Source organism: Salmonella sp. 741265050_HSA (assembly GCF_046569445.1).
GTDB lineage: Bacteria > Pseudomonadota > Gammaproteobacteria > Enterobacterales > Enterobacteriaceae > Salmonella > Salmonella enterica.
This window is the reverse complement of the sequence record NZ_JBKFSV010000001.1, coordinates 603,252-622,136: the sequence shown is the minus strand read 5'-3', so window position 1 is coordinate 622,136 and position 18,885 is coordinate 603,252. Positions and strand designations below refer to the sequence as shown.

The following is an 18,885-nucleotide window of genomic DNA, read 5'->3' as shown; positions in this document are numbered from 1 at the left end:
ATGTCGCACCTGGAGGAAGTGAGCGCCCGCGTGGATGCCGCCATCGCGGAGAGCGTAATTGCCCATATGAATGAATTGCTGATTGCCTTGAGCGATGACGCTGAATTACGTCGCGAAGATCGTTATGTGCAGCAGCAGCGTTTACGCACGGCTATCGCGCATCACGGCAGGCAATATCAAGAAGATCGGGACGCGCGCCGCGAGCAGCTCACCAAAGGCGGCACGATCCTGTAACCCATTAAAACTGGCGCTTCGCAATCAGCCATGCGCCAATGACCAGCAACAGCGCGCCAAACGCCGGCCCGACCATTGCGCGTAACGTGACGCCGTGGCTACGCGCGATATCCAGCGCTAGTCCGCCGATTAACTGGCTGGCGACCAGTACCGCGATAGTCGTCGCGGCGCCAACGTTCTGATACCCGCTAATGCTGGCAAATACAAAAAATGACCCCAGCAGACCGGGGATCAATGTCCACCAGCGCACGCTGGCGACCAGCTCGCCGAAGCCCGTAGCGCCTTGCTTAAACCACAATATCGTCACAAATAAAACGATCCCTACCAGCGAGTTCAACAGCATAGCGATCAGAATCGTCGATGATGTCTGCGTAATACGCACCATAATACTGTTTTGTACCACCAGCCCGACGCCGGCGGCGATCAAAAAGATAAGCGTCAGCGACTGGTTCATCAGCAGGCGTCCGGCGCAGCGTGTTCATCAAGCTGGAGCTGCATAAACGTAAGATCTAACCAACGGCCAAATTTTACGCCGACCTGTGGCATTTGCGCGGTGACGGTAAATCCCAGCGAATGATGCAGGCGTATCGAGGCGGCATTCTGTGACTCAATACCGGCCACCATCACATGCTTGCCGCAGCGTCGGGCTTCGTCGATCAGTCTGCTGAGCAGCTTTCGCCCCAGTCCTTTCCCCTGGTGCGCCGGATGAACATAAACCGAGTGCTCGACGGTATAGCGAAAACCGTCGAAACTGCGCCAATCGCCAAATGATGCATAGCCAGTCACCACGCCATTTTCTTCGCTTACCAGCACCGGATAGCCCAGTAATTGACGGGCCTCATACCAGGCAAGGCGATTATCCGTATCGACCGTCCGATCGTTCCAGATGGCCGCAGTATGTAATACCGCATGGTTATAGATTTCGGTAATCGCGGCGCAGTCTGCTTTATCGGCAAAGCGAATCGTCATAGGGAACCCCAGGGAATGTTTACGATAGTGTTAGAAATACTATTGAAGGCGGCATAAATCAACGAATTAGCGCAAGAATTCATATTTAGCGAGAGGGGAAAGAAAGTCGTTCATAAAAGCGCACAGCCTGATATCTGAGAGTGTTTAACTCCCTCAGAAAGCTAATGTTCGACTATTATTGATGGATTATGCCAGGCATGAGGAGAATAGAATGAAGCAACAGACCAACCGAAATCGTCGTTGGGTTTTGGCCTCGCGTCCCCACGGCGCGCCGCAGATGGATAACTTCCGCCTCGAAGAAGATGACGTCGCGACGCCCGGTGAAGGGCAGGTGCTATTGCGTACCGTTTTTTTATCACTCGACCCTTATATGCGTGGCCGCATGAGCGATGAACCCTCTTATGCGCCGCCTGTTGAACCTGGCTGCGTTATGGTTGGTGGTACGGTCAGTCGCGTTGTCGCGTCAAACCATCCTGATTACCGACCAGACGAATGGGTGTTGAGTTACAATGGTTGGCAGGATTATGACATTTCAGATGGCGAAGGGTTGGTAAAGCTGGGTGATAATCCGCAACATCCTTCCTGGTCGTTGGGAGTTTTAGGGATGCCGGGGTTTACCGCCTATATGGGGTTACTGGATATCGGCCAGCCGAAAGAGGGCGAAACGCTGGTTGTCGCCGCCGCCACCGGCCCCGTAGGCGCAACGGTTGGGCAAATTGGCAAGCTGAAGGGCTGCCGGGTCGTGGGTATTGCCGGCGGCGCGGAAAAATGCCGTCATGCGACAGACGTTTTGGGATTTGATCTGTGCCTTGATCATCACGCTGATAATTTCCCACAACAGCTTGCGCAGGCCTGCCCGCAGGGTATCGATATTTATTATGAGAATGTCGGCGGTAAAGTCTTTGACGCCGTCTTACCGCTACTGAATACGTCGGCGCGGATTCCGCTCTGCGGTCTGGTCAGCGGCTACAATGCGACAACGTTGCCGGACGGTCCAGACAGACTGCCACTGCTGATGGCGACATTACTTAAAAAGCGTATTCGCCTGCAAGGTTTTATCATCAACCAGGACTATGGTCACCGGATACATGAGTTTCAGCAAGAAATGGGGCGTTGGATCAAAGAAGGGAAAATACATTACCGGGAGCAGATTACTGATGGGCTGGAAAATGCGCCAGAAGCGTTTATGGGGCTGCTGGCGGGGAAGAACTTTGGCAAAGTCGTGATACGTTTAGCGGACGATGCGTAAAGAAAAAATGGCGGCATTATGTCGCCATAAAAATGTGCAAATTTTAAAATTCCGGCTTTACTTATATTCATCATTCAGATCGCGGTGGGGCAGCTTATCTCCCTCAGCGGCCTGAACCGGTCAAAAATCTCGATACATGAAGGAATGACGGAGATAAAACGGTTGCCATAAAGAAACCTGTATTGTTGTAAAAGATGAGAATATCACGCAAGTAAATTATCACTTTTATTTATTTGGCCGTTCAGGCCTGGATTATCTTTTTTACAATTAAGTTCCGAAACTTCTTCGGGACTCGATTGCGATGTTGTTCTGCCAAGAGGTGAAGGAAGGAAAATGCCGGGTACGGAAAAAACACAACATATAAGCCTGACCACACAGGTTGAAAATCGGTTAAAGCATCAATTGTCTATTGGCGCATTAAAACCAGGCGCAAGGCTTATCACTAAAAATATCGCTCAAGAGTTAGGCGTCAGTATTACGCCGGTGCGTGAGGCCCTGTTAAGGCTGGTCTCTTCCAGTGCTTTGGCGGTGGCGCCAGCACAGGCGTTTATGGTGCCGGAGATCTCGCTGGAAAGTTTGCTGGAAATTAATACGATTCGTACTGCCCTGGAGGAGATGGCGGTGGTCGCCGCTGCGGGTAAGATTACCCCGGATCGCGAGCAGACGCTGAATGCGCTATTAGATGAATTTCAACAGGCGCTGGAAAGTGGCGTTATGGAGAAAATTCTTTTGGCCAACCGCGCATTCCGCTTTGAGATCTACCACTACGCGGATATGCCAACGCTGTATGCCATGATCGAGCAATTATGGGTACGCCTGGGGCCAAGCCTGCATTTTTTATATGATAATTTTAAACTTGATGATTATCAAAACGGCGTTAATCTGTACAGAAAATTGCTTAATGCGTTAGTGACTGGTGATAAAGAAGCCAGTCGCCACTGCCTACAGAACGTTTTGCAACAAAACGTAGCGACGATTAAAAATCAGTACTTCATGTAACCTTCATGCGACTATGACTTATCAATAGCGGGGGTTCCCCGCTATTGCCGGATATTTATTCAAATTGCCATGCCAGATTAATCCCCACGCCATAGTTACGCCCTGGCGCTGGCTCATAATATCGGCCATTAGATTCATTAACGATCACCGAACCGATATATTCTTTATCAAATAGATTATCTACCCGCCCAAAAATATCGACGGTAAGCTGACTGTAATTAAATTTATACCCTGTATTTAGTCCAACAACGGTATACGAAGGCGCTTTAGCGGTATTTTCATCATTGGCCATGATATCGCCCATATACCGAACGTCTGTTCCGGCGTACCACCCCTCATCCGGGATAAAACCTAATGAGGCGAATCCCATATTACGGGCGATGCCGGGCATCCGGTTTCCATCACAGTTTTGCCCCTGACAAACGTTACTGCGATAGGTCGCATCCAGCCAGGTCCATGATGCTTTCACCCGCCAGTCGCCGGCGAAGCGCTGGTCCAACGCGAGCTCTGCGCCCTGGCGGCGCGTTTTGCCCGCGTTTTTGTAGGTAGTGCGTCCTCCCATACTACTGGCGACGACAATCTCATCATCGGTATCGGTTTGAAATAACGCGGCGGTCAACAAGCCATTGCCAATCCGCGTTTTACTGCCGACTTCCACCGTATCATTGGTCGACGGTTTGAGGTCAAAGTTGAACCCGCTTTGGCCGTCAGCGCGATAAGAAAGCTCATTAATAGTGGGAGTTTCAAATCCGCGACCGGCAGCAAGATAGAGATTCCAGGCGTCAGTTAACGCATATTTTAGCGATCCGGCGGGTAGCCAGTGGTGATAGCTGGCGTCGCCGCTGTCATCGCCATTGCCGGGCGCGATATAGTGATCGTTAGAATCGAACCACACAGAACTGTAGCGCACGCCAGCATCCAGCGAGAGTTTTTGCGTAAGCTGCCACTGGGTTTGCAGATAAGGATCGACATTCCACATCAGGTTACGCTCATCCCGGCGTAAATCGCCTTTATGCCCGAACTCAGGGGTGCCGTTGTTGAGACGGAAGTTATTGTAACCCTTGCGGTTTTCGCTCATATTTTCATAATTTAATCCGCCAGTGAAGGTGACTGGCACACCTAATTCTCCCCGGTGAGTCCAGCGGGAATCAATGCCCTGATAGTGGCGTTGCAGTGTAATTACGCCGCCAGCCTGGGCTGGTTTTAGCTGTGCCACCAGGGGAATAGACTGGTATTGCGTGGTTTCCCGCTCTCCGGCGTAGGCCATCACGCTGATATCATCCTGCGCGCTGAGCTGACGTTCATAACGCAATCCTGCCTGAGTTTGTTTGATGGTTTTACGCGTATTGTACTGTTCAGCGCGCGGCGCCTGTTGCGGATCGGCTTTCCATTCAGATTCGGTGAGTCCGCCGGGATCGTCCGCCTTAATGTCCACACTATTAAAAATCAGCGAGAGTTTACTGACATCGTCAAGGCGCACGCCCAGTTTGGCATTAGCCAGATTTTTTCGCGCGCCGCTGTGATCGCGGTAGCCGTGGGTGGTGAAACGGGTAGTCGATACCGTGTAATCCACGTCGCCTGGCTGTGTGCCGTCACCCATCGCGCCCGTGGCTTTTAGCCCATAGCGCCAGCTTCCATAACTGCCGTAGTAGCTGCTGGCCTCAAGGGTAGGCGGCTGTCTGCCGGTTTCGGTGGTGACATTTATCACGCCGCCGGAAGCATTGCCGTATAGCGCTGAGAAGGGGCCGCGTAACACTTCAACGTCTTGTATGCTGTTAATATCAATATTCGAAATCTGGCCTTGTCCATCCGGCATGGTGGCGGGAATGCCATCAACATACAGACGAATGCCGCGCACGCCAAAGGCGGAACGCGAGCCAAATCCACGGATAGAGATTTGCAGATCCTGCGCGTAGTTCTGCCGGTTCTGCACCTGCAATCCCGGGACGCTGGTTAAAGACTCGGATAAATTGACGCGCGGCGTCGCCAGACGCATGTCTTCTCCCTCAATGACGCTAACGGCGGCAGGTGTATCGAGTTCGGATACGGTTTGCGGCGTTGCGGTGACTATCATGGTTTGTTCATTGGGCGCGCTGGCGGCCTGAAGGACCGGGGAGAAGGTCAGAGGCAATAAGAGGGCGGGATAAAGTCGCTGTCTAACGGAAATAATTTTCATGAAAATGCCGGATAAATGTAAGCGTATCAACGGAAAACGTGACATTAAGGGTAGTCAATATGTAAAGTTTTGAAATTTTAATCGCACATTAAGTTAAGAAAATGTGCGGTATTTAAGAGCCATGACATTCGCAGGCGAGGAAAAGCTCCACTTTCTGATAAATAATGATTATTATTCTCAACTTATAATAAGTGCGGAACGAAGATCCCGCGCAGCGAAGTAGTGTGAAGCAGCTATACACGTTTTTATCAAAGGGAGTCGTCATGCACTTACGTCATCTTTTTTCGCCGCGCCTGCGTGGTTCTTTATTGTTAGGTTCGCTCCTCGTCGCATCCTCATTTAGCACGCTGGCGGCGGAAGACATGCTGCGTAAAGCGGTAGGCAAAGGCGCTTATGAGATGGCCTGGAGTCAGCAAGAAAACGCGCTCTGGCTGGCTACATCGCAAAGCCGTAAACTGGATAAAGGCGGCGTAGTTTATCGTCTCGACCCGGTGACGCTGGAAATCACGCAAGCGATTCATAACGATCTCAAGCCGTTCGGCGCCACCATCAATGCCGCGACCCAAACGCTGTGGTTTGGCAATACCATTAACAGCGCTGTTACCGCGATTGATGCCAAAACGGGTGATGTAAAAGGTCGTCTGGTACTTGATGCGCGCAAACGTACTGAAGAGGTTCGTCCGTTACAGCCCCGTGAGCTGGTTGTCGATGCGGCGACCAACACGATCTACATTAGCGGTGTTGGCAAAGAGAGTGCTATTTGGGTAGTGGATGGCGAAACCATCAAACTGAAAACGACGATCGAAAATACCGGCAAAATGAGTACGGGTCTGGCGCTCGACAGTAAAGCGCAACGCCTGTACACCACCAATGCGGATGGCGAATTTATCACCATCGATACCGCCAGCAATAAAATTCTCAGTCGTAAGAAGTTGCTGGATGACGGTAAAGAACACTTCTTTATTAACCTGAGTCTCGATACCGCAGGTCATCGCGCGTTTATCACCGACTCGAAGGCGACTGAGGTTCTGGTTGTCGATACCCGTAATGGCAATATTCTTGCCAAAATCGCGGCGCCTGCCTCTTTGGCCGTCCTGTATAATCCGACACGTAACGAGGCGTATGTGACGCATCGTCAGGCAGGGCAGGTCAGCGTGATCGATGCGAAGACCTATAACGTTGTTAAAACGTTCGATACGCCGACGTACCCGAATAGTCTGGCGCTATCGGCAGATGGTAAAACGCTCTACGTCAGCGTGAAGCAGAAATCGACACGTGAGCAGGAAGCGACGCAGCCGGATGATGTTATTCGCATTGCTTTGTAAATAGGGTATGGAGGGGGAAACCCCTCCAGTCATCTCTTTAAACGCACCGATACGCCTCGTTACACCCCGCCGATAGCCTGATGATTCTGTGAGAATTACACTGCCTTTTTGCTGTAGTTAACTCATTATATTCACGAGGAAAATATGAAAAAGTTATTTATATGCTCAGGTTTGGGCATAATGTTTTTTATGCTTGCGGGTTGCACAACCAACTATGTGATGACGACGAAGAATGGGCAAACGATCGTAACTCAGGGTAAGCCGCAGTTAGATAAAGAGACGGGGATGACCAGTTATACCGATCAGGAAGGCAACCAGCGGGAAATTAACAGCAATGATGTGGCGCAGTTGATTAAGGCTGACTAAGCATTGGGCGCGATGCGGTGTTGGCGGCAACGCGCATTAAACCCGGCAGGCCTGGGGCTGCCGGGGAAGGGGAATGTTATGTCGCTGCTTCTTCTTTCAATACGACATTCTCTGTCGAATCCGCCGTTACTGGCGCAGTTCGATGGATCTCCGCCACGCGACGTCGCACGCCAAACCAGCCGGCAACCAGCAGAATGGCGATCAGCGGCAACGAGGCGATAGTGTAAGTTCCATTCGGGTAGTCAAACGCCATAAGTACCAGCACGCTTAGTAAAAACAGCAGCGTTAGCCAGGAGGTAAAAGGCGCGCCGGGCAGTTTAAAACTGACGTCTGCGGCTTTGCCTTCTTTTATCGCCTGGCGTAAACGCATCTGGCACACCATGATAAACGCCCACGATGCGATAATGCCGAGCGAGGCAAAATTAAGAACGATCTCAAACACGCGGGAGGGGACCAGGTAATTCAGGAATACGCCGACCACGTAAACCACCAGAGTCGCCAGAATACCCGCATAGGGCACATGCTGACGGCTCATTTTCGCCATGAATTTCGGCGCGGAACCCCCCATCGACATTGAACGTAAAATTCTCCCCGTACAGTAAAGCCCGGAGTTCAGGCTGGAAAGCGCGGCGGTTAACACCACGATATTCATAATACTGCCGATATAAGGCACGCCAAGTTTAGAAAAGAAGGTGACAAACGGACTTTGCCCCGCCTGATAGGCGTTCCACGGCAGCAGCAAAACCAGCAATACGACCGATCCTACATAGAAAAGACCAATACGCCAGATCACGCTATTGATGGCTTTTGGCACCATCGTCTGTGGATCTTTGCACTCCCCAGCGGCGGTACCGACCAGTTCAATCGACGCAAAAGCGAACACTACGCCCTGAATCAGTACCAGCGCGGGCAACAGGCCGTGCGGGAAAAAGCCGCCATTATCTGTAATCAGGTGAAAACCGGTGGCATTACCCTCAAGCGGTTGACCGGTACCGAGAAAAATCGTGCCTACCACCAGGAAGATAACAATGGCGAGTACTTTTATCAGCGCGAACCAGAACTCCATTTCGGCAAACCATTTTACGCCGATCATGTTCATGGTACCGACAATGGTTAACGCGCCGAGCGCGAACACCCATTGCGGAACGTCGCCAAATGCGCCCCAGTAGTGCATGTATAACGCCACTGCGGTGATATCGACGATCCCGGTCATCGCCCAGTTAATAAAGTACATCCAGCCTGCGACGTAGGCCGCTTTTTCACCCAAAAATTCACGGGCGTAGGAGACGAAACTCCCGCTGGAAGGGCGATGCAATACCAGTTCGCCCAGCGCGCGTAAAATGAAAAAAGAAAAAATGCCGCATATCAGATAGACCAGCGCCAGTGCCGGTCCGGCCATTTGCAATCGGGCGCCTGCACCTAAAAATAAACCGGTGCCAATCGCGCCGCCGATAGCAATCATCTGAACCTGACGATTCCCCATCGCTTTGTGATACCCCTCTTCATGGGCGTTCAGCCAGCGTCGTTTCGCCGCATGTTGTTCTGCGGCGTGCGTAGTCTGTGTTTTCATTACGTTACCTGTTATAGCCTGTCCTGACAGAAAAATTCCTTATGCCGCGACGGGCGCTCACCAATCGATTGCCTGCAATGGCGAATGCCGCTTTTCCCTGATTCTGTGACAAGGATAAAACCGCCGGCGGAGCATCCTACCTGCAATTGTTAAATGACGCAAAACATACGGGAAGAACAAAATGAGGATGTCGAGTTTATTTGTGTGGTCAGATGTGGTGCGGTGTGGTCACGATTCAGCCAGATAAGACGCCAGCACAAATCCGCAGTGATTGCGTTGCACAATAATTAACCAGCGCTAATCACTTGTGGGATTTATGGTCATAGATATAACCTCGAACGGTAAACTACCTGACGATATTGCAGCAGCATAAGATAAGGCCGTTGCGCCTGTTATTCTCATTTTCTCCTGAAAATGTATGCCTTTGAGCAATTTTGTTGATTGACATATCGTCATAATGAGAGAGGAGTAGGACATATAAAGCTATTGAGCAAAATTTGAAGGAGTAGGATATGCCACATACATCAGTTTCTACCTATGCCAGAGCTTTATCAGGAAATAAGCTACCTCATGTTGCTGCAGGAGATTATGAAAATAAATTATCAACAAAAATCATGAAAGGCATCTTGTATGTGCTTACCGCAGGGCTGGCCTACGGATTTACAAGAGTAATTGAACATTATTGCAATGTTACGCCTAAAGTTGCGGAGTTCTGTGCCAATGCAGGGACTATCCATAATCACCTTGCAGATGCTGTACGTGATGAACAATTTATTATAGATGTCGAGCTTTCTGATGGTCGGATGTTAACATTCGAACAACTCTCGCTGATGGCTGGACGTGAGCCAATCGTCAGGATATCGGATGGCGAACATAGCGTTGAGGTTAAGGGGTCCTTTGAAGATATTTGTATGAGACTGGAAGAGGGCTTTTTTGAAGCGCCAGCGTACTATCATTATGATATTGATGAAAAATATAAAACCGTCAGAGAGCGAATAGCAGAATATAATGCCTTACCTCAGGCATTAGGCGCCATTCCGAGTTTAGAACATTATATCGCTCGGGCCAGCGACATGCAGGAGGCGAAAGTGCAATGGGCGGCCGACATAAAAGATCGTTACCATAACTATTTGGACAAGTATTAAAAAGCGTTTATGTTTAGCCAGTTTTGTTAGAAATCAGACTCGCTGAGCTGGCGTTAAAAATTTTAACACGCCGCTATTTTGGCGGCGTGCCGCAAAGAGATTCTCAGAACCGATTTCCGTTTGTAGGCCAAAATCCCACGTACCTCCGGCGCTGTAGCCGGCCTGTCTTATTTTTTTCAAAAGTATCCAACGCTATTCCACGGATAGGGTATCCTGTTGCGCAGCGATATCCGCCTCAGCCTGTGTGCCGAACGCAAGCATTAATGTTAATGGAAGCCTCAGATGACCTCTTTTTTACATGCTTATTTTACGCGATTACATTGTCAGCCGTTGGGGGTTCCTACGGTTGAAGCGCTCAGAACGCTTCACTTAGCGCACAACTGCGCGATTCCTTTTGAAAATCTGGATGTGCTACTGCCTCGTGAAATACAGCTCGATGAGACGGCATTAGAGGAGAAACTGCTTTATGCCCGACGCGGTGGATACTGTTTTGAACTGAATGGCCTGTTTGAACGTGCGTTACGCGACATCGGTTTTAACGTCCGAAGCTTATTGGGGCGGGTCATTCTGTCTCATCCCGCCAGTTTACCGCCGCGCACGCACCGTTTGCTGCTGGTTGATGTTGAGGACGAGCAGTGGATCGCTGACGTGGGTTTTGGCGGCCAAACGCTAACCGCGCCGCTTCGTCTGCAGGCTGAAATTGCCCAGCAAACGCCGCATGGCGAATACCGCCTGATGCAGGAGGGGAGCACATGGATTTTACAATTCCGGCACCATGAGCACTGGCAGTCGATGTACTGTTTTGATCTGGGGGTGCAGCAGCAGAGCGATCATGTAATGGGCAATTTCTGGTCGGCTCACTGGCCGCAATCCCATTTTCGTCATCATTTGTTGATGTGCCGCCATTTGCCTGATGGCGGCAAGCTGACATTAACGAATTTCCACTTCACGCGTTACCACCAGGGACATGCCGTTGAACAGGTCAATGTACCGGATGTACCGTCGTTGTATCAGTTACTTCAGCAGCAGTTTGGTCTCGGCGTAAATGATGTAAAGCACGGTTTTACCGAGGCGGAGCTGGCCGCGGTAATGGCTGCATTTGATACCCATCCGGAGGCGGGAAAATAATTTTTTGCCGCGAGGATTTGCGGGCCTGACAAAGATTAAAAAGTAATGGCCCATTCGGCATGAAACAGAATGACCGCCTGGCCGGAGATGGTGACGTTTTCCGGCTGGTTATCGCGAATGGTGACGGTAACATCAACAGTACCCTCTTTGCCTAAAGCGCGCCCCTGATGGCCTTGAATCTGCAGCGTTTTACCGTCATGCGCCATCAGGCCATGATGGACGAGCCATGCTCCCATCGGGCCATTGGCGTTTCCCGTTACCGGATCTTCCACAATCCCTATCGCCGGGGAAAACATTCGCCCATCGGTTTCGTTTTTTCCCGGACGAATCTGGAAAGGAAAAAAGCCGTTACAGCCAATTTGCTGGCTGATTGCCGTCAGGGCTGCCAGATTCGGAGAAAGGGCATCAATATCAACGTCTGGTTTGAGCAGGATCATCACTTTTGCATGTCCTGTTGAAGCCACCTGAATTGGCGCTCCCGGCACGATATCATCTTCAGTCAGGTTCAACGCGGTGATGATGGCAGCCCGAATCTCTCCGACTAGCGGTGGTTTAAAAGAGGGCTGACCTTGTTCCAGCGTGATGCGATAGTCGTTGTGTTCGGCATGAATTTCAACGCGATGACGGCCCGCTAACGAGGTTTGCCAGGCGGTGGTGTTTCCCAACCCCAGTACCGTTGCCCGAACATAATGCGCGGCCACGGTGGCATGACCACAGATGGGGACTTCTACTGTCGGTGTAAAATAGCGTATGCGCACATCACTCTCTTCGCTTTTTAGCAAAAAGGCGGTTTCCGAGTGACGAAATTCACGGGCAATCAGCTGCATCTGCGCGTCGCTTAGCGTATCCGCATGTAAGACAACTCCAGCAGAGTTGCCGCGAAAGGGTTCGCTGGTGAAGGCGTCAACATGGTAAATCTGCGGTTTCATTGATGTTCTCCTTTGACTGAAGAATCATCATAGCCTGTGTGTTGCCGAATGACGACGCCCAGGCGTTTTTCTTTGCCCGGTAAGCGTACCCCCGGGCAAAGAGAATTAGCGGCGGGTACGAACAATCTGGTAGCGACGGGTGAAATACTCAAACGGCGCGCTCCAGACATGAACCAGACGGGTGAACGGGAAGAGCAGGAAAATAGTCATTCCCAGCACCAGATGAACGCGGAAAACAAACGCCACACCGCTCAGCATTTCCGAAGACCCGCCGCGGAAGGTGACTATACTTTGCGCCCAGCCCACCAACTTCATCATTTCGCTGCCATCCGGATATTGCGCCGAAAACGGAATGGTGCTCAGGCCAAGCAGGCACTGAATCAGCAAAATGCTCATGATGATAATATCAGGTGTAGTGGATGTCGCCCGCACACGCTGATTGGTCAGACGACGCCACAGTAATCCCGCGCCGCCGATCAACGTTAATACGCCGCACACGCCGCCGAGGATCATCGCCATCTGCTGTTTTACCGCAATCGGCAGGAACCAGGCATACATCCAGTGTGGCGTCAGCATTCCAAACAGATGGCCAAAAAAGATCCCCAGAATGCCAATATGGAACAAATTCGACCATATCACCATCCCGCGCTTATCCAGCATCTGGCTGGACGACGCGCGCCAGGTATATTGTCCGTAGTCATAGCGCAGCCAACTGCCGAGGAAGAATACCGTGGCGCAAATATAGGGGTAGATGTCGTAAAAAAAGACGTTCAGGTACTGTATCATTTCGGGCCTCCCGCGCTGACGTCGACGTACTGCGGCGCCGCGTCCTGGCTAAAGCGTCGTTGATAATGGTGTAACGGTGAACTGTCACAGGTCGTGGCGTTATCTTCGATAAACTTCACCTGTTCTTCTTCCCAGACGGCGTCCAGTGCCTGACGGGTATCATCCCGCGATTCCTGAACAATCTGCTTGGTGACACTGTCACTTGTAAGCGTACTGCCCGCCAGCGTCAGCAGGGCGTCAAACAGTTGATACCACGGCGCTCCTCGCTGTTTCAGACGACCGCCCAGCAGCGCCAGAATAGGGGCAATATTCTGTAATCCCTCGCGAGCTTCCGCTTCCGGCAACACGCTTAAGTACTCCAGATAGAGCGGCAGGTGATCCGGCAGTTCGCGGCAGTTGAGCTGGAGGCCCACGGTTTCATACTGGCTTAACAAATTGACCATCGCCTGGCCGCGATCGCGGGACTCCGCATGAACATGCTCGAATAACAGCAATGAAGTGGCGCGCCCTCGGTCAAACACTTCACACCATTCTGCTTGTTTATCCAGTAACGGCGCATAAAGCAGCTCGCGAGTGAAGTCGGCCAGCATTGGCGCATCGTGTTGGATAAGGGCAAGCGCTTCATCCCGACATTCCCACAACTCGTCGTCCGGATACTCCATCAACAGGCCAATCGCTTTGAGGATTTGCATTATTCCCCCTCCGCTTTATCACGTACTTCGGTGATATTGATGGCATCAATACGGCTACTGTTGAACAGGTTGAATTTGGTATCCGAGCCGTGACAACCGTCGCCAAAAGTAAAGCCGCAGCCGTTGCGCTCCGGAAAGGCATCGCGCGCCATTTCCCGGTGGCTGGTGGGAATGACAAAACGATCTTCATAATTGGCAATCGCCAGGTAGCGATACATCTCTTCAACCTGTTGTACGCTCAGACCCACTTCGTCAATCGCGCGGGTATCCGTCACGCCTTCAACCGTCTGCGAGCGCATGTAGTGGCGCATCGCCATCATCCGCTTTAGCGCCCGAATGACCGGACCGGTATCGCCCGCGCTGAGCATATTGGCCAGGTACTGGACCGGAATACGCAGCGTCTCCACCGCCGGCAGAATATTGCCATTGTGCGGTAACCCGCCCGCGTCGGCGTATGACTGGATGGGCGACAGCGGCGGTACGTACCAGACCATCGGCAGGGTACGGTATTCCGGGTGCAGCGGAAGCGCCAGCTTCCAGTCCATCGCCATTTTGTACACCGGCGACCGTTGGGCGGCGTCGATGACGTTTTGCGGGATGCCCTGTTTAAGCGCCTCTTCGATGACCGCCGGATCGTGCGGATTGAGAAACACATCGCACTGACGTTCATACAAATCTGTCTCGTGTTCGGTACTGGCCGCGTCTTCAATCCTGTCGGCGTCGTAGAGCAGAACGCCAAGATAACGGATGCGCCCGACGCAGGTTTCCGAACAAACGGTCGGCTGGCCGGATTCAATACGCGGATAGCAAAATATGCACTTCTCAGACTTGCCGCTCTTCCAGTTAAAGTAGATTTTTTTGTACGGGCAGCCGCTGATACACAAACGCCAGCCCCGGCATTTATCCTGGTCGATTAGCACGATGCCGTCTTCTTCACGCTTATAAATAGCGCCACTTGGGCAGGTGGCGACACAACTGGGGTTCAGGCAGTGTTCGCACAGGCGCGGCAGGTACATCATGAAGGTGTTTTCGAACTGACCGTACATCTCCTTTTGTATGTTGTCGAAGTTACGGTCGCGGGCGCGTTTTTCAAATTCGCCGCCGAGCAGCTCTTCCCAGTTTGGCCCCCAGATCACCTTGTCCATCCGTTTTCCGTCAATCAGTGAACGCGGACGGGCAGTGGGCTGATGCTTACTCTCCGGCGCTGTATGTAAATGCTGATAATCGAAGGTAAAGGGTTCATAGTAATCATCGATTTGCGGAATCACCGGGTTGGCGAAAATTTTGCTAATTACCCCCATTTTGCCGCCCAGACGGGGCCTTATCTTGCCATTAACATCACGAACCCAACCGCCTTGCCACTCCTGCTGGTCTTCCCAATTTTTGGGATAGCCAATACCCGGTTTAGTTTCGACGTTATTGAACCATGCGTATTCCATCCCTTCACGTCCGGTCCAGACGTTTTTACAGGTGACGGAGCAGGTGTGACAGCCAATACATTTATCGAGATTCAGTACCATCCCAACCTGTGAGCGTATTTTCATTTTTTCGCCTCCTGTACCTGATCCCGGCCCTCATCATCCAGCCAGTTAATGTTTTTCATCTTCCTGATCATGATGAATTCATCGCGATTCGAACCCACGGTTCCGTAATAGTTGAAGCCGTAAGCCAGTTGCGCATAGCCGCCGATCATATGCGTCGGTTTTGGACAGACCCGGGTCACGGAGTTATGGATCCCGCCGCGCATCCCGGTGACTTCCGAACCCGGAATGTTCATAATCCGCTCCTGGGCGTGGTACATCATGGTCATACCCGGCGGGACGCGCTGGCTGACCACCGCACGAGCGGTAAGGGCGCCATTAGCGTTGAAGGCTTCAATCCAGTCGTTATCTTCAATACCCAGTTCACGGGCATCGGCTTCGCTGATCCAGACAATCGGCCCGCCGCGCGACAAGGTCAGCATCAGCAGGTTTTCGCTGTAGGTGGAGTGAATTCCCCACTTCTGGTGCGGCGTCAGGAAGTTAAGCGCTTTTTCCGGGAAACCGTTGGGCGGAATTTCTCGCATTTCGCTGACGCTGCGGGTATCAATCGGCGGGCGATATGCCACCAGGCTTTCGCCAAAAGCGCGCATCCACGCATGATCCTGATAGAGTTGTTGCCGCCCCGACAACGTGCGCCACGGGATCAGTTCATGTACGTTGGTATATCCGGCGTTATAAGAGACATGCTCGCTTTCCAGCCCTGACCAGGTCGGGCTGGAGATAATTTTGCGCGGTTGCGCCTGGATATCACGAAAGCGAATTTTCTCATCTTCTTTATTGATGGCCAGATGGGTGTGCTCGCGCCCGGTCATCTCGCCCAACGCCTGCCAGGCTTTCACCGCCACCTGGCCGTTGGTTTCCGGCGCTAAGGCAAGAATCACTTCCGAAGCATCCAGCGCGGTGTCTATTCGCGGACGTCCTTTCGCCGGACCATCGTGTTTGGTGTAATTGAGCTTACCGAGGAAATCGACTTCATCTTGCGTATTCCAGGCAATACCCTTACCGCCGTTGCCCAATTTATCCAGCAGGGGACCCAGCGAGGTAAAACGTTCATAGGTGGCCGGATAATCGCGTTCAACCACGACGATATTGGGGGCGGTTTTGCCCGGAATAAGTTCGCACTCGCCTTTACGCCAGTCGAGAATATCAAATGGCTGCGCCAGTTCCGCCGGGGAATCATGCTGGAGCGGGTGTAACACCACATCGGTTTCCTGTCCGAGGTGTCCGACACACACTTCAGAAAAGGCGCTGGCGATGCCTTTGTAGATCTCCCAGTCGCTTTTGGATTCCCAGGCAGGATCGACCGCGGCGGAAAGGGGGTGGATAAACGGATGCATATCCGAGGTATTCATATCGTCTTTTTCATACCAGGTGGCGGTCGGCAAAACGATATCGGAAAACAGACAGGTACTGGACATACGGAAATCAAGCGTGACCAACAGATCGAGCTTGCCCTCAATCGCGGCGGACTGCCATTCCACCTCTTCAGGCTTAATTCCTTCGCTGGAACCCAGCGCTTCGCCCTGAATACCGCTGTCGGTGCCCAGCAGATATTTGAGCATGTACTCATGACCTTTCCCGGAGGAGCCGAGCAGGTTAGAGCGCCAGACAAATAAATTTCGCGGGTGATTATGACCACTGTCAGGCTGTTCGCAGGCAAAACGGATAGCGCCTGATTTCAACGCCTGCACGGTATAAACCGCCGCAGACAGCCCGGCTTTATCGGCGCTCGCTTTCACGCTGAGCGGGTTAAGATTAAGCTGCGGCGCCGAGGGTAGCCAGCCCATACGTTCCGCGCGCACGTTGAAATCGATCAGGTGTCCGGAAAATTTAGCCGGATCGGCCAACGGCGACAGCAACTCTTGCGCAGTCAGTTTTTCATAGCGCCACTGACTGGCATGGTTGTAGAAAAACGAGGTACTGTTCATCTGACGCGGCGGGCGATTCCAGTCCAGTGCGAAGGCCAGCGGCAGCCAGCCGGTTTGCGGCCGCAGCTTCTCCTGGCCGACATAGTGCGCCCAGCCGCCGCCGGTTTGTCCAACACAGCCGCAGAACACCAGCATGTTAATCATCCCACGGTAATTCATATCCATGTGATACCAGTGATTCACTCCCGCGCCGAGGATGATCATCGAACGACCGTGAGTTTTATGGGCGGTCTCGGCAAATTCACGTGCAATAGTTTCGATATGTCGACGCGGCACGCCGGTAATCTGTTCGCCCCAGGCCGGCGTGTAGGCTTTTACGTCGTTATAATTATTGGCGCTATGGCAGTCATCCAGACCACGATCCAGCCCATAATTAGCCAGCACCAGATCGTAAACGCTGACGACCATCCGCTCGCTACCGTCCGCCAGATCCAGGCATTTCACCGGTAACTGACGTACCAGCACCGGTTCCTGCCGTACGCTGCGAAAATGTGGGTTTTCGTTACCGCCAAAATAGGGGAAGGCGACACCCGCCACGTCATCATGCTGACCGAGTAAAGAGAGCGACAGTTCAGTTTCGACGCCCGCCGCCACCGGTTCCAGGTTCCATTTTCCCTTTTCGCCCCAGCGAAAACCGATAGAACCGTTGGGCGCGACCAGTTCGCCCGTACTGTTGAGCGCGACGGTTTTCCATTCCGGATTATTGGCTTCTCCCAGTCCATCCACCAGATCCGACGCGCGCATCATACGCCCCGGTACATAACTGCCGTCTGCGCGCTCATCCAACAGGACCAGCATTGGCATGTCGGTATAACGGCGGCAATAGTTAAGAAAATAGTCGCTGGGATTATCGAGATGAAACTCTTTTAAAATAACGTGACCCATGGCCATCGCCAGCGCGCTGTCGGTACCTTGCTTTGGCGCCAGCCACTGATCGCACAGTTTAGCGACTTCGGAATAGTCCGGGGTGATGGCGATCGTCTTAGTGCCTTTGTAGCGCACTTCAGTAAAGAAGTGGGCGTCCGGGGTACGCGTCTGCGGCACGTTAGAGCCCCAGGCAATAATGTAGGCTGAGTTATACCAGTCGGCGGACTCCGGCACATCAGTCTGCTCGCCCCAGGTCATTGGCGACGCGGGTGGAAGATCGCAATACCAGTCATAGAAGCTCAGACAAGTACCGCCAAGCAATGACAGATAACGTGTTCCGGCGGCGTAAGAAACCATCGACATCGCCGGAATAGGTGAAAACCCCGCCACACGATCCGGACCATAGGTTTTGATTGTCCAGACGTTAGCGGCGGCAATGAGCTGATTCAGCTCTTTCCAGTTCGAACGAATAAAGCCGCCATGTCCGCGCACCTGTTTGTAACTTTGGCATTTTTGCGGGTCGTTCATTATAGATTCCCATGCCAGTACCGGATCGCTGTGCCGGGAAAGGGCCTCGCGCCACAGTTCTATCAGCCGCTTACGCACCAGAGGGTATTTCAGACGGTTGGCGCTATAGAGATACCAGGAGTAGCTGGCGCCGCGCGGGCAGCCGCGCGGTTCATGGTTCGGTAAATCGGGACGCGTGCGCGGGTAGTCGGTTTGCTGGGTTTCCCACGTCACCAGACCGTTTTTGACATAAATTTTCCAGCTACAGGAGCCCGTGCAGTTGACGCCGTGGGTTGAGCGTACGATCTTATCAAACTGCCAGCGCTGGCGATAACTGTCTTCCCAGTCGCGGTTGGTATGCATCACCTGACCATGGCCGTCGGCAAAGGTATCGCCTTTTTGTTTAAAGTAACGAAAGCGATCCAACAGTTTACTCATGACATTTCTCCTGCTTCGATAAATTTTCCGCCATCC

At 52.3% G+C, this 18,885-nt stretch carries 16 protein-coding genes; 7 read left to right on the top strand and 9 right to left on the bottom strand.

The window, feature by feature from the left end; all coding sequences use genetic code 11:
- Entirely contained in the window at positions 1-234 is a 234-nt protein-coding gene (locus tag ACLD4F_RS03060; protein WP_000018720.1) for a YdcY family protein, read from the top strand.
- A gap of 4 nt (positions 235-238) precedes the next feature.
- Here ACLD4F_RS03060 and ACLD4F_RS03055 read toward each other — a convergent pair whose 3' ends face one another.
- Together ACLD4F_RS03055 and mddA are read right to left on the bottom strand one after the other, a co-directional pair.
- Positions 239-688 carry a DMT family transporter gene (locus tag ACLD4F_RS03055; RefSeq protein ID WP_001076571.1) on the bottom strand — a complete coding sequence of 150 codons (450 nt, stop codon included), beginning with the start codon at positions 686-688 and terminating at the stop codon, positions 239-241.
- Complete coding sequence (gene mddA, locus ACLD4F_RS03050; RefSeq protein ID WP_000155373.1) at positions 688-1,203, bottom strand: L-methionine sulfoximine/L-methionine sulfone acetyltransferase; 516 nt, start codon at positions 1,201-1,203, stop codon at positions 688-690. Before mddA ends, ACLD4F_RS03055 begins: the two co-directional genes overlap by 1 nt.
- 211 nt (positions 1,204-1,414) lie before the next feature.
- On the opposite strand from mddA, the gene ACLD4F_RS03045 reads away from it, so the two are divergent.
- Both ACLD4F_RS03045 and mcbR read left to right on the top strand, forming a co-directional pair.
- The gene (locus tag ACLD4F_RS03045) at positions 1,415-2,452 is read left to right on the top strand and encodes an NADP-dependent oxidoreductase (protein ID WP_001537891.1); all 1,038 of its coding nucleotides are present in this window, start codon (positions 1,415-1,417) and stop codon (positions 2,450-2,452) included.
- Positions 2,453-2,785: 333 nt separating this feature from the next.
- A complete protein-coding gene (gene mcbR / locus ACLD4F_RS03040; RefSeq protein ID WP_001119592.1) occupies positions 2,786-3,451 on the top strand; it encodes a colanic acid/biofilm transcriptional regulator McbR in 666 nt (221 codons plus the stop codon).
- A gap of 55 nt (positions 3,452-3,506) precedes the next feature.
- On the opposite strand, the gene pqqU is transcribed toward mcbR, so the two are convergent.
- Positions 3,507-5,627, bottom strand: coding sequence for a TonB-dependent receptor PqqU (pqqU, locus tag ACLD4F_RS03035; protein WP_000692034.1), 2,121 nt, complete (start codon positions 5,625-5,627; stop codon positions 3,507-3,509).
- A gap of 263 nt (positions 5,628-5,890) precedes the next feature.
- Between pqqU and ACLD4F_RS03030 the strand changes: the two genes are divergently transcribed.
- Together ACLD4F_RS03030 and ACLD4F_RS03025 are read left to right on the top strand one after the other, a co-directional pair.
- Positions 5,891-6,952, top strand: coding sequence for a YncE family protein (locus ACLD4F_RS03030; protein WP_079944345.1), 1,062 nt, complete (start codon positions 5,891-5,893; stop codon positions 6,950-6,952).
- 144 nt (positions 6,953-7,096) lie between these two features.
- The gene (locus ACLD4F_RS03025; RefSeq protein ID WP_079944346.1) at positions 7,097-7,318 is read left to right on the top strand and encodes a YgdI/YgdR family lipoprotein; all 222 of its coding nucleotides are present in this window, start codon (positions 7,097-7,099) and stop codon (positions 7,316-7,318) included.
- Positions 7,319-7,394: 76 nt separating this feature from the next.
- On the opposite strand, the gene ansP is transcribed toward ACLD4F_RS03025, so the two are convergent.
- Entirely contained in the window at positions 7,395-8,888 is a 1,494-nt protein-coding gene (ansP, locus tag ACLD4F_RS03020) for an L-asparagine permease (RefSeq protein ID WP_000857110.1), read from the bottom strand.
- 512 nt (positions 8,889-9,400) lie between these two features.
- On the opposite strand from ansP, the gene steA reads away from it, so the two are divergent.
- A complete protein-coding gene (gene steA / locus ACLD4F_RS03015) occupies positions 9,401-10,033 on the top strand; it encodes a type III secretion system effector SteA (RefSeq protein WP_061383167.1) in 633 nt (210 codons plus the stop codon).
- A 282-nt stretch (positions 10,034-10,315) separates the two neighbouring features.
- The gene (nhoA, locus tag ACLD4F_RS03010) at positions 10,316-11,161 is read left to right on the top strand and encodes an N-hydroxyarylamine O-acetyltransferase (protein WP_000200329.1); all 846 of its coding nucleotides are present in this window, start codon (positions 10,316-10,318) and stop codon (positions 11,159-11,161) included.
- Positions 11,162-11,196: 35 nt separating this feature from the next.
- Here nhoA and ACLD4F_RS03005 read toward each other — a convergent pair whose 3' ends face one another.
- From ACLD4F_RS03005 to ACLD4F_RS02985, 5 genes are all read right to left on the bottom strand, one after another.
- Positions 11,197-12,090 (bottom strand): PhzF family isomerase, encoded by an 894-nt coding sequence (locus tag ACLD4F_RS03005; protein WP_411010666.1) that lies wholly within the window; start codon positions 12,088-12,090, stop codon positions 11,197-11,199.
- A 105-nt stretch (positions 12,091-12,195) separates the two neighbouring features.
- Positions 12,196-12,876: a respiratory nitrate reductase subunit gamma gene (gene narI, locus ACLD4F_RS03000; protein ID WP_000617106.1), complete on the bottom strand. Its 681-nt coding sequence runs from the start codon at positions 12,874-12,876 to the stop codon at positions 12,196-12,198.
- Entirely contained in the window at positions 12,873-13,568 is a 696-nt protein-coding gene (gene narW / locus ACLD4F_RS02995) for a nitrate reductase molybdenum cofactor assembly chaperone (protein WP_023218153.1), read from the bottom strand. Before narW ends, narI begins: the two co-directional genes overlap by 4 nt.
- The gene (gene narH, locus ACLD4F_RS02990) at positions 13,568-15,112 is read right to left on the bottom strand and encodes a nitrate reductase subunit beta (RefSeq protein WP_000702601.1); all 1,545 of its coding nucleotides are present in this window, start codon (positions 15,110-15,112) and stop codon (positions 13,568-13,570) included. Before narH ends, narW begins: the two co-directional genes overlap by 1 nt.
- Positions 15,109-18,849: a nitrate reductase subunit alpha gene (locus tag ACLD4F_RS02985; protein ID WP_079944349.1), complete on the bottom strand. Its 3,741-nt coding sequence runs from the start codon at positions 18,847-18,849 to the stop codon at positions 15,109-15,111. The genes narH and ACLD4F_RS02985 overlap by 4 nt, the downstream gene beginning before the upstream one ends.
- Positions 18,850-18,885 lie beyond the last annotated feature (36 nt).

Coding starts and splice junctions, on each gene's coding strand:
- ACLD4F_RS03060 (WP_000018720.1), top strand. CDS start 1: ATGTCGCACCTGGAGGAAGTGAGCGCCCGCGTGGATGCCGCCATCGCG.
- ACLD4F_RS03055 (WP_001076571.1), bottom strand. CDS start 688: ATGAACCAGTCGCTGACGCTTATCTTTTTGATCGCCGCCGGCGTCGGG.
- mddA (WP_000155373.1), bottom strand. CDS start 1,203: ATGACGATTCGCTTTGCCGATAAAGCAGACTGCGCCGCGATTACCGAA.
- ACLD4F_RS03045 (WP_001537891.1), top strand. CDS start 1,415: ATGAAGCAACAGACCAACCGAAATCGTCGTTGGGTTTTGGCCTCGCGT.
- mcbR (WP_001119592.1), top strand. CDS start 2,786: ATGCCGGGTACGGAAAAAACACAACATATAAGCCTGACCACACAGGTT.
- pqqU (WP_000692034.1), bottom strand. CDS start 5,627: ATGAAAATTATTTCCGTTAGACAGCGACTTTATCCCGCCCTCTTATTG.
- ACLD4F_RS03030 (WP_079944345.1), top strand. CDS start 5,891: ATGCACTTACGTCATCTTTTTTCGCCGCGCCTGCGTGGTTCTTTATTG.
- ACLD4F_RS03025 (WP_079944346.1), top strand. CDS start 7,097: ATGAAAAAGTTATTTATATGCTCAGGTTTGGGCATAATGTTTTTTATG.
- ansP (WP_000857110.1), bottom strand. CDS start 8,888: ATGAAAACACAGACTACGCACGCCGCAGAACAACATGCGGCGAAACGA.
- steA (WP_061383167.1), top strand. CDS start 9,401: ATGCCACATACATCAGTTTCTACCTATGCCAGAGCTTTATCAGGAAAT.
- nhoA (WP_000200329.1), top strand. CDS start 10,316: ATGACCTCTTTTTTACATGCTTATTTTACGCGATTACATTGTCAGCCG.
- ACLD4F_RS03005 (WP_411010666.1), bottom strand. CDS start 12,090: ATGAAACCGCAGATTTACCATGTTGACGCCTTCACCAGCGAACCCTTT.
- narI (WP_000617106.1), bottom strand. CDS start 12,876: ATGATACAGTACCTGAACGTCTTTTTTTACGACATCTACCCCTATATT.
- narW (WP_023218153.1), bottom strand. CDS start 13,568: ATGCAAATCCTCAAAGCGATTGGCCTGTTGATGGAGTATCCGGACGAC.
- narH (WP_000702601.1), bottom strand. CDS start 15,112: ATGAAAATACGCTCACAGGTTGGGATGGTACTGAATCTCGATAAATGT.
- ACLD4F_RS02985 (WP_079944349.1), bottom strand. CDS start 18,849: ATGAGTAAACTGTTGGATCGCTTTCGTTACTTTAAACAAAAAGGCGAT.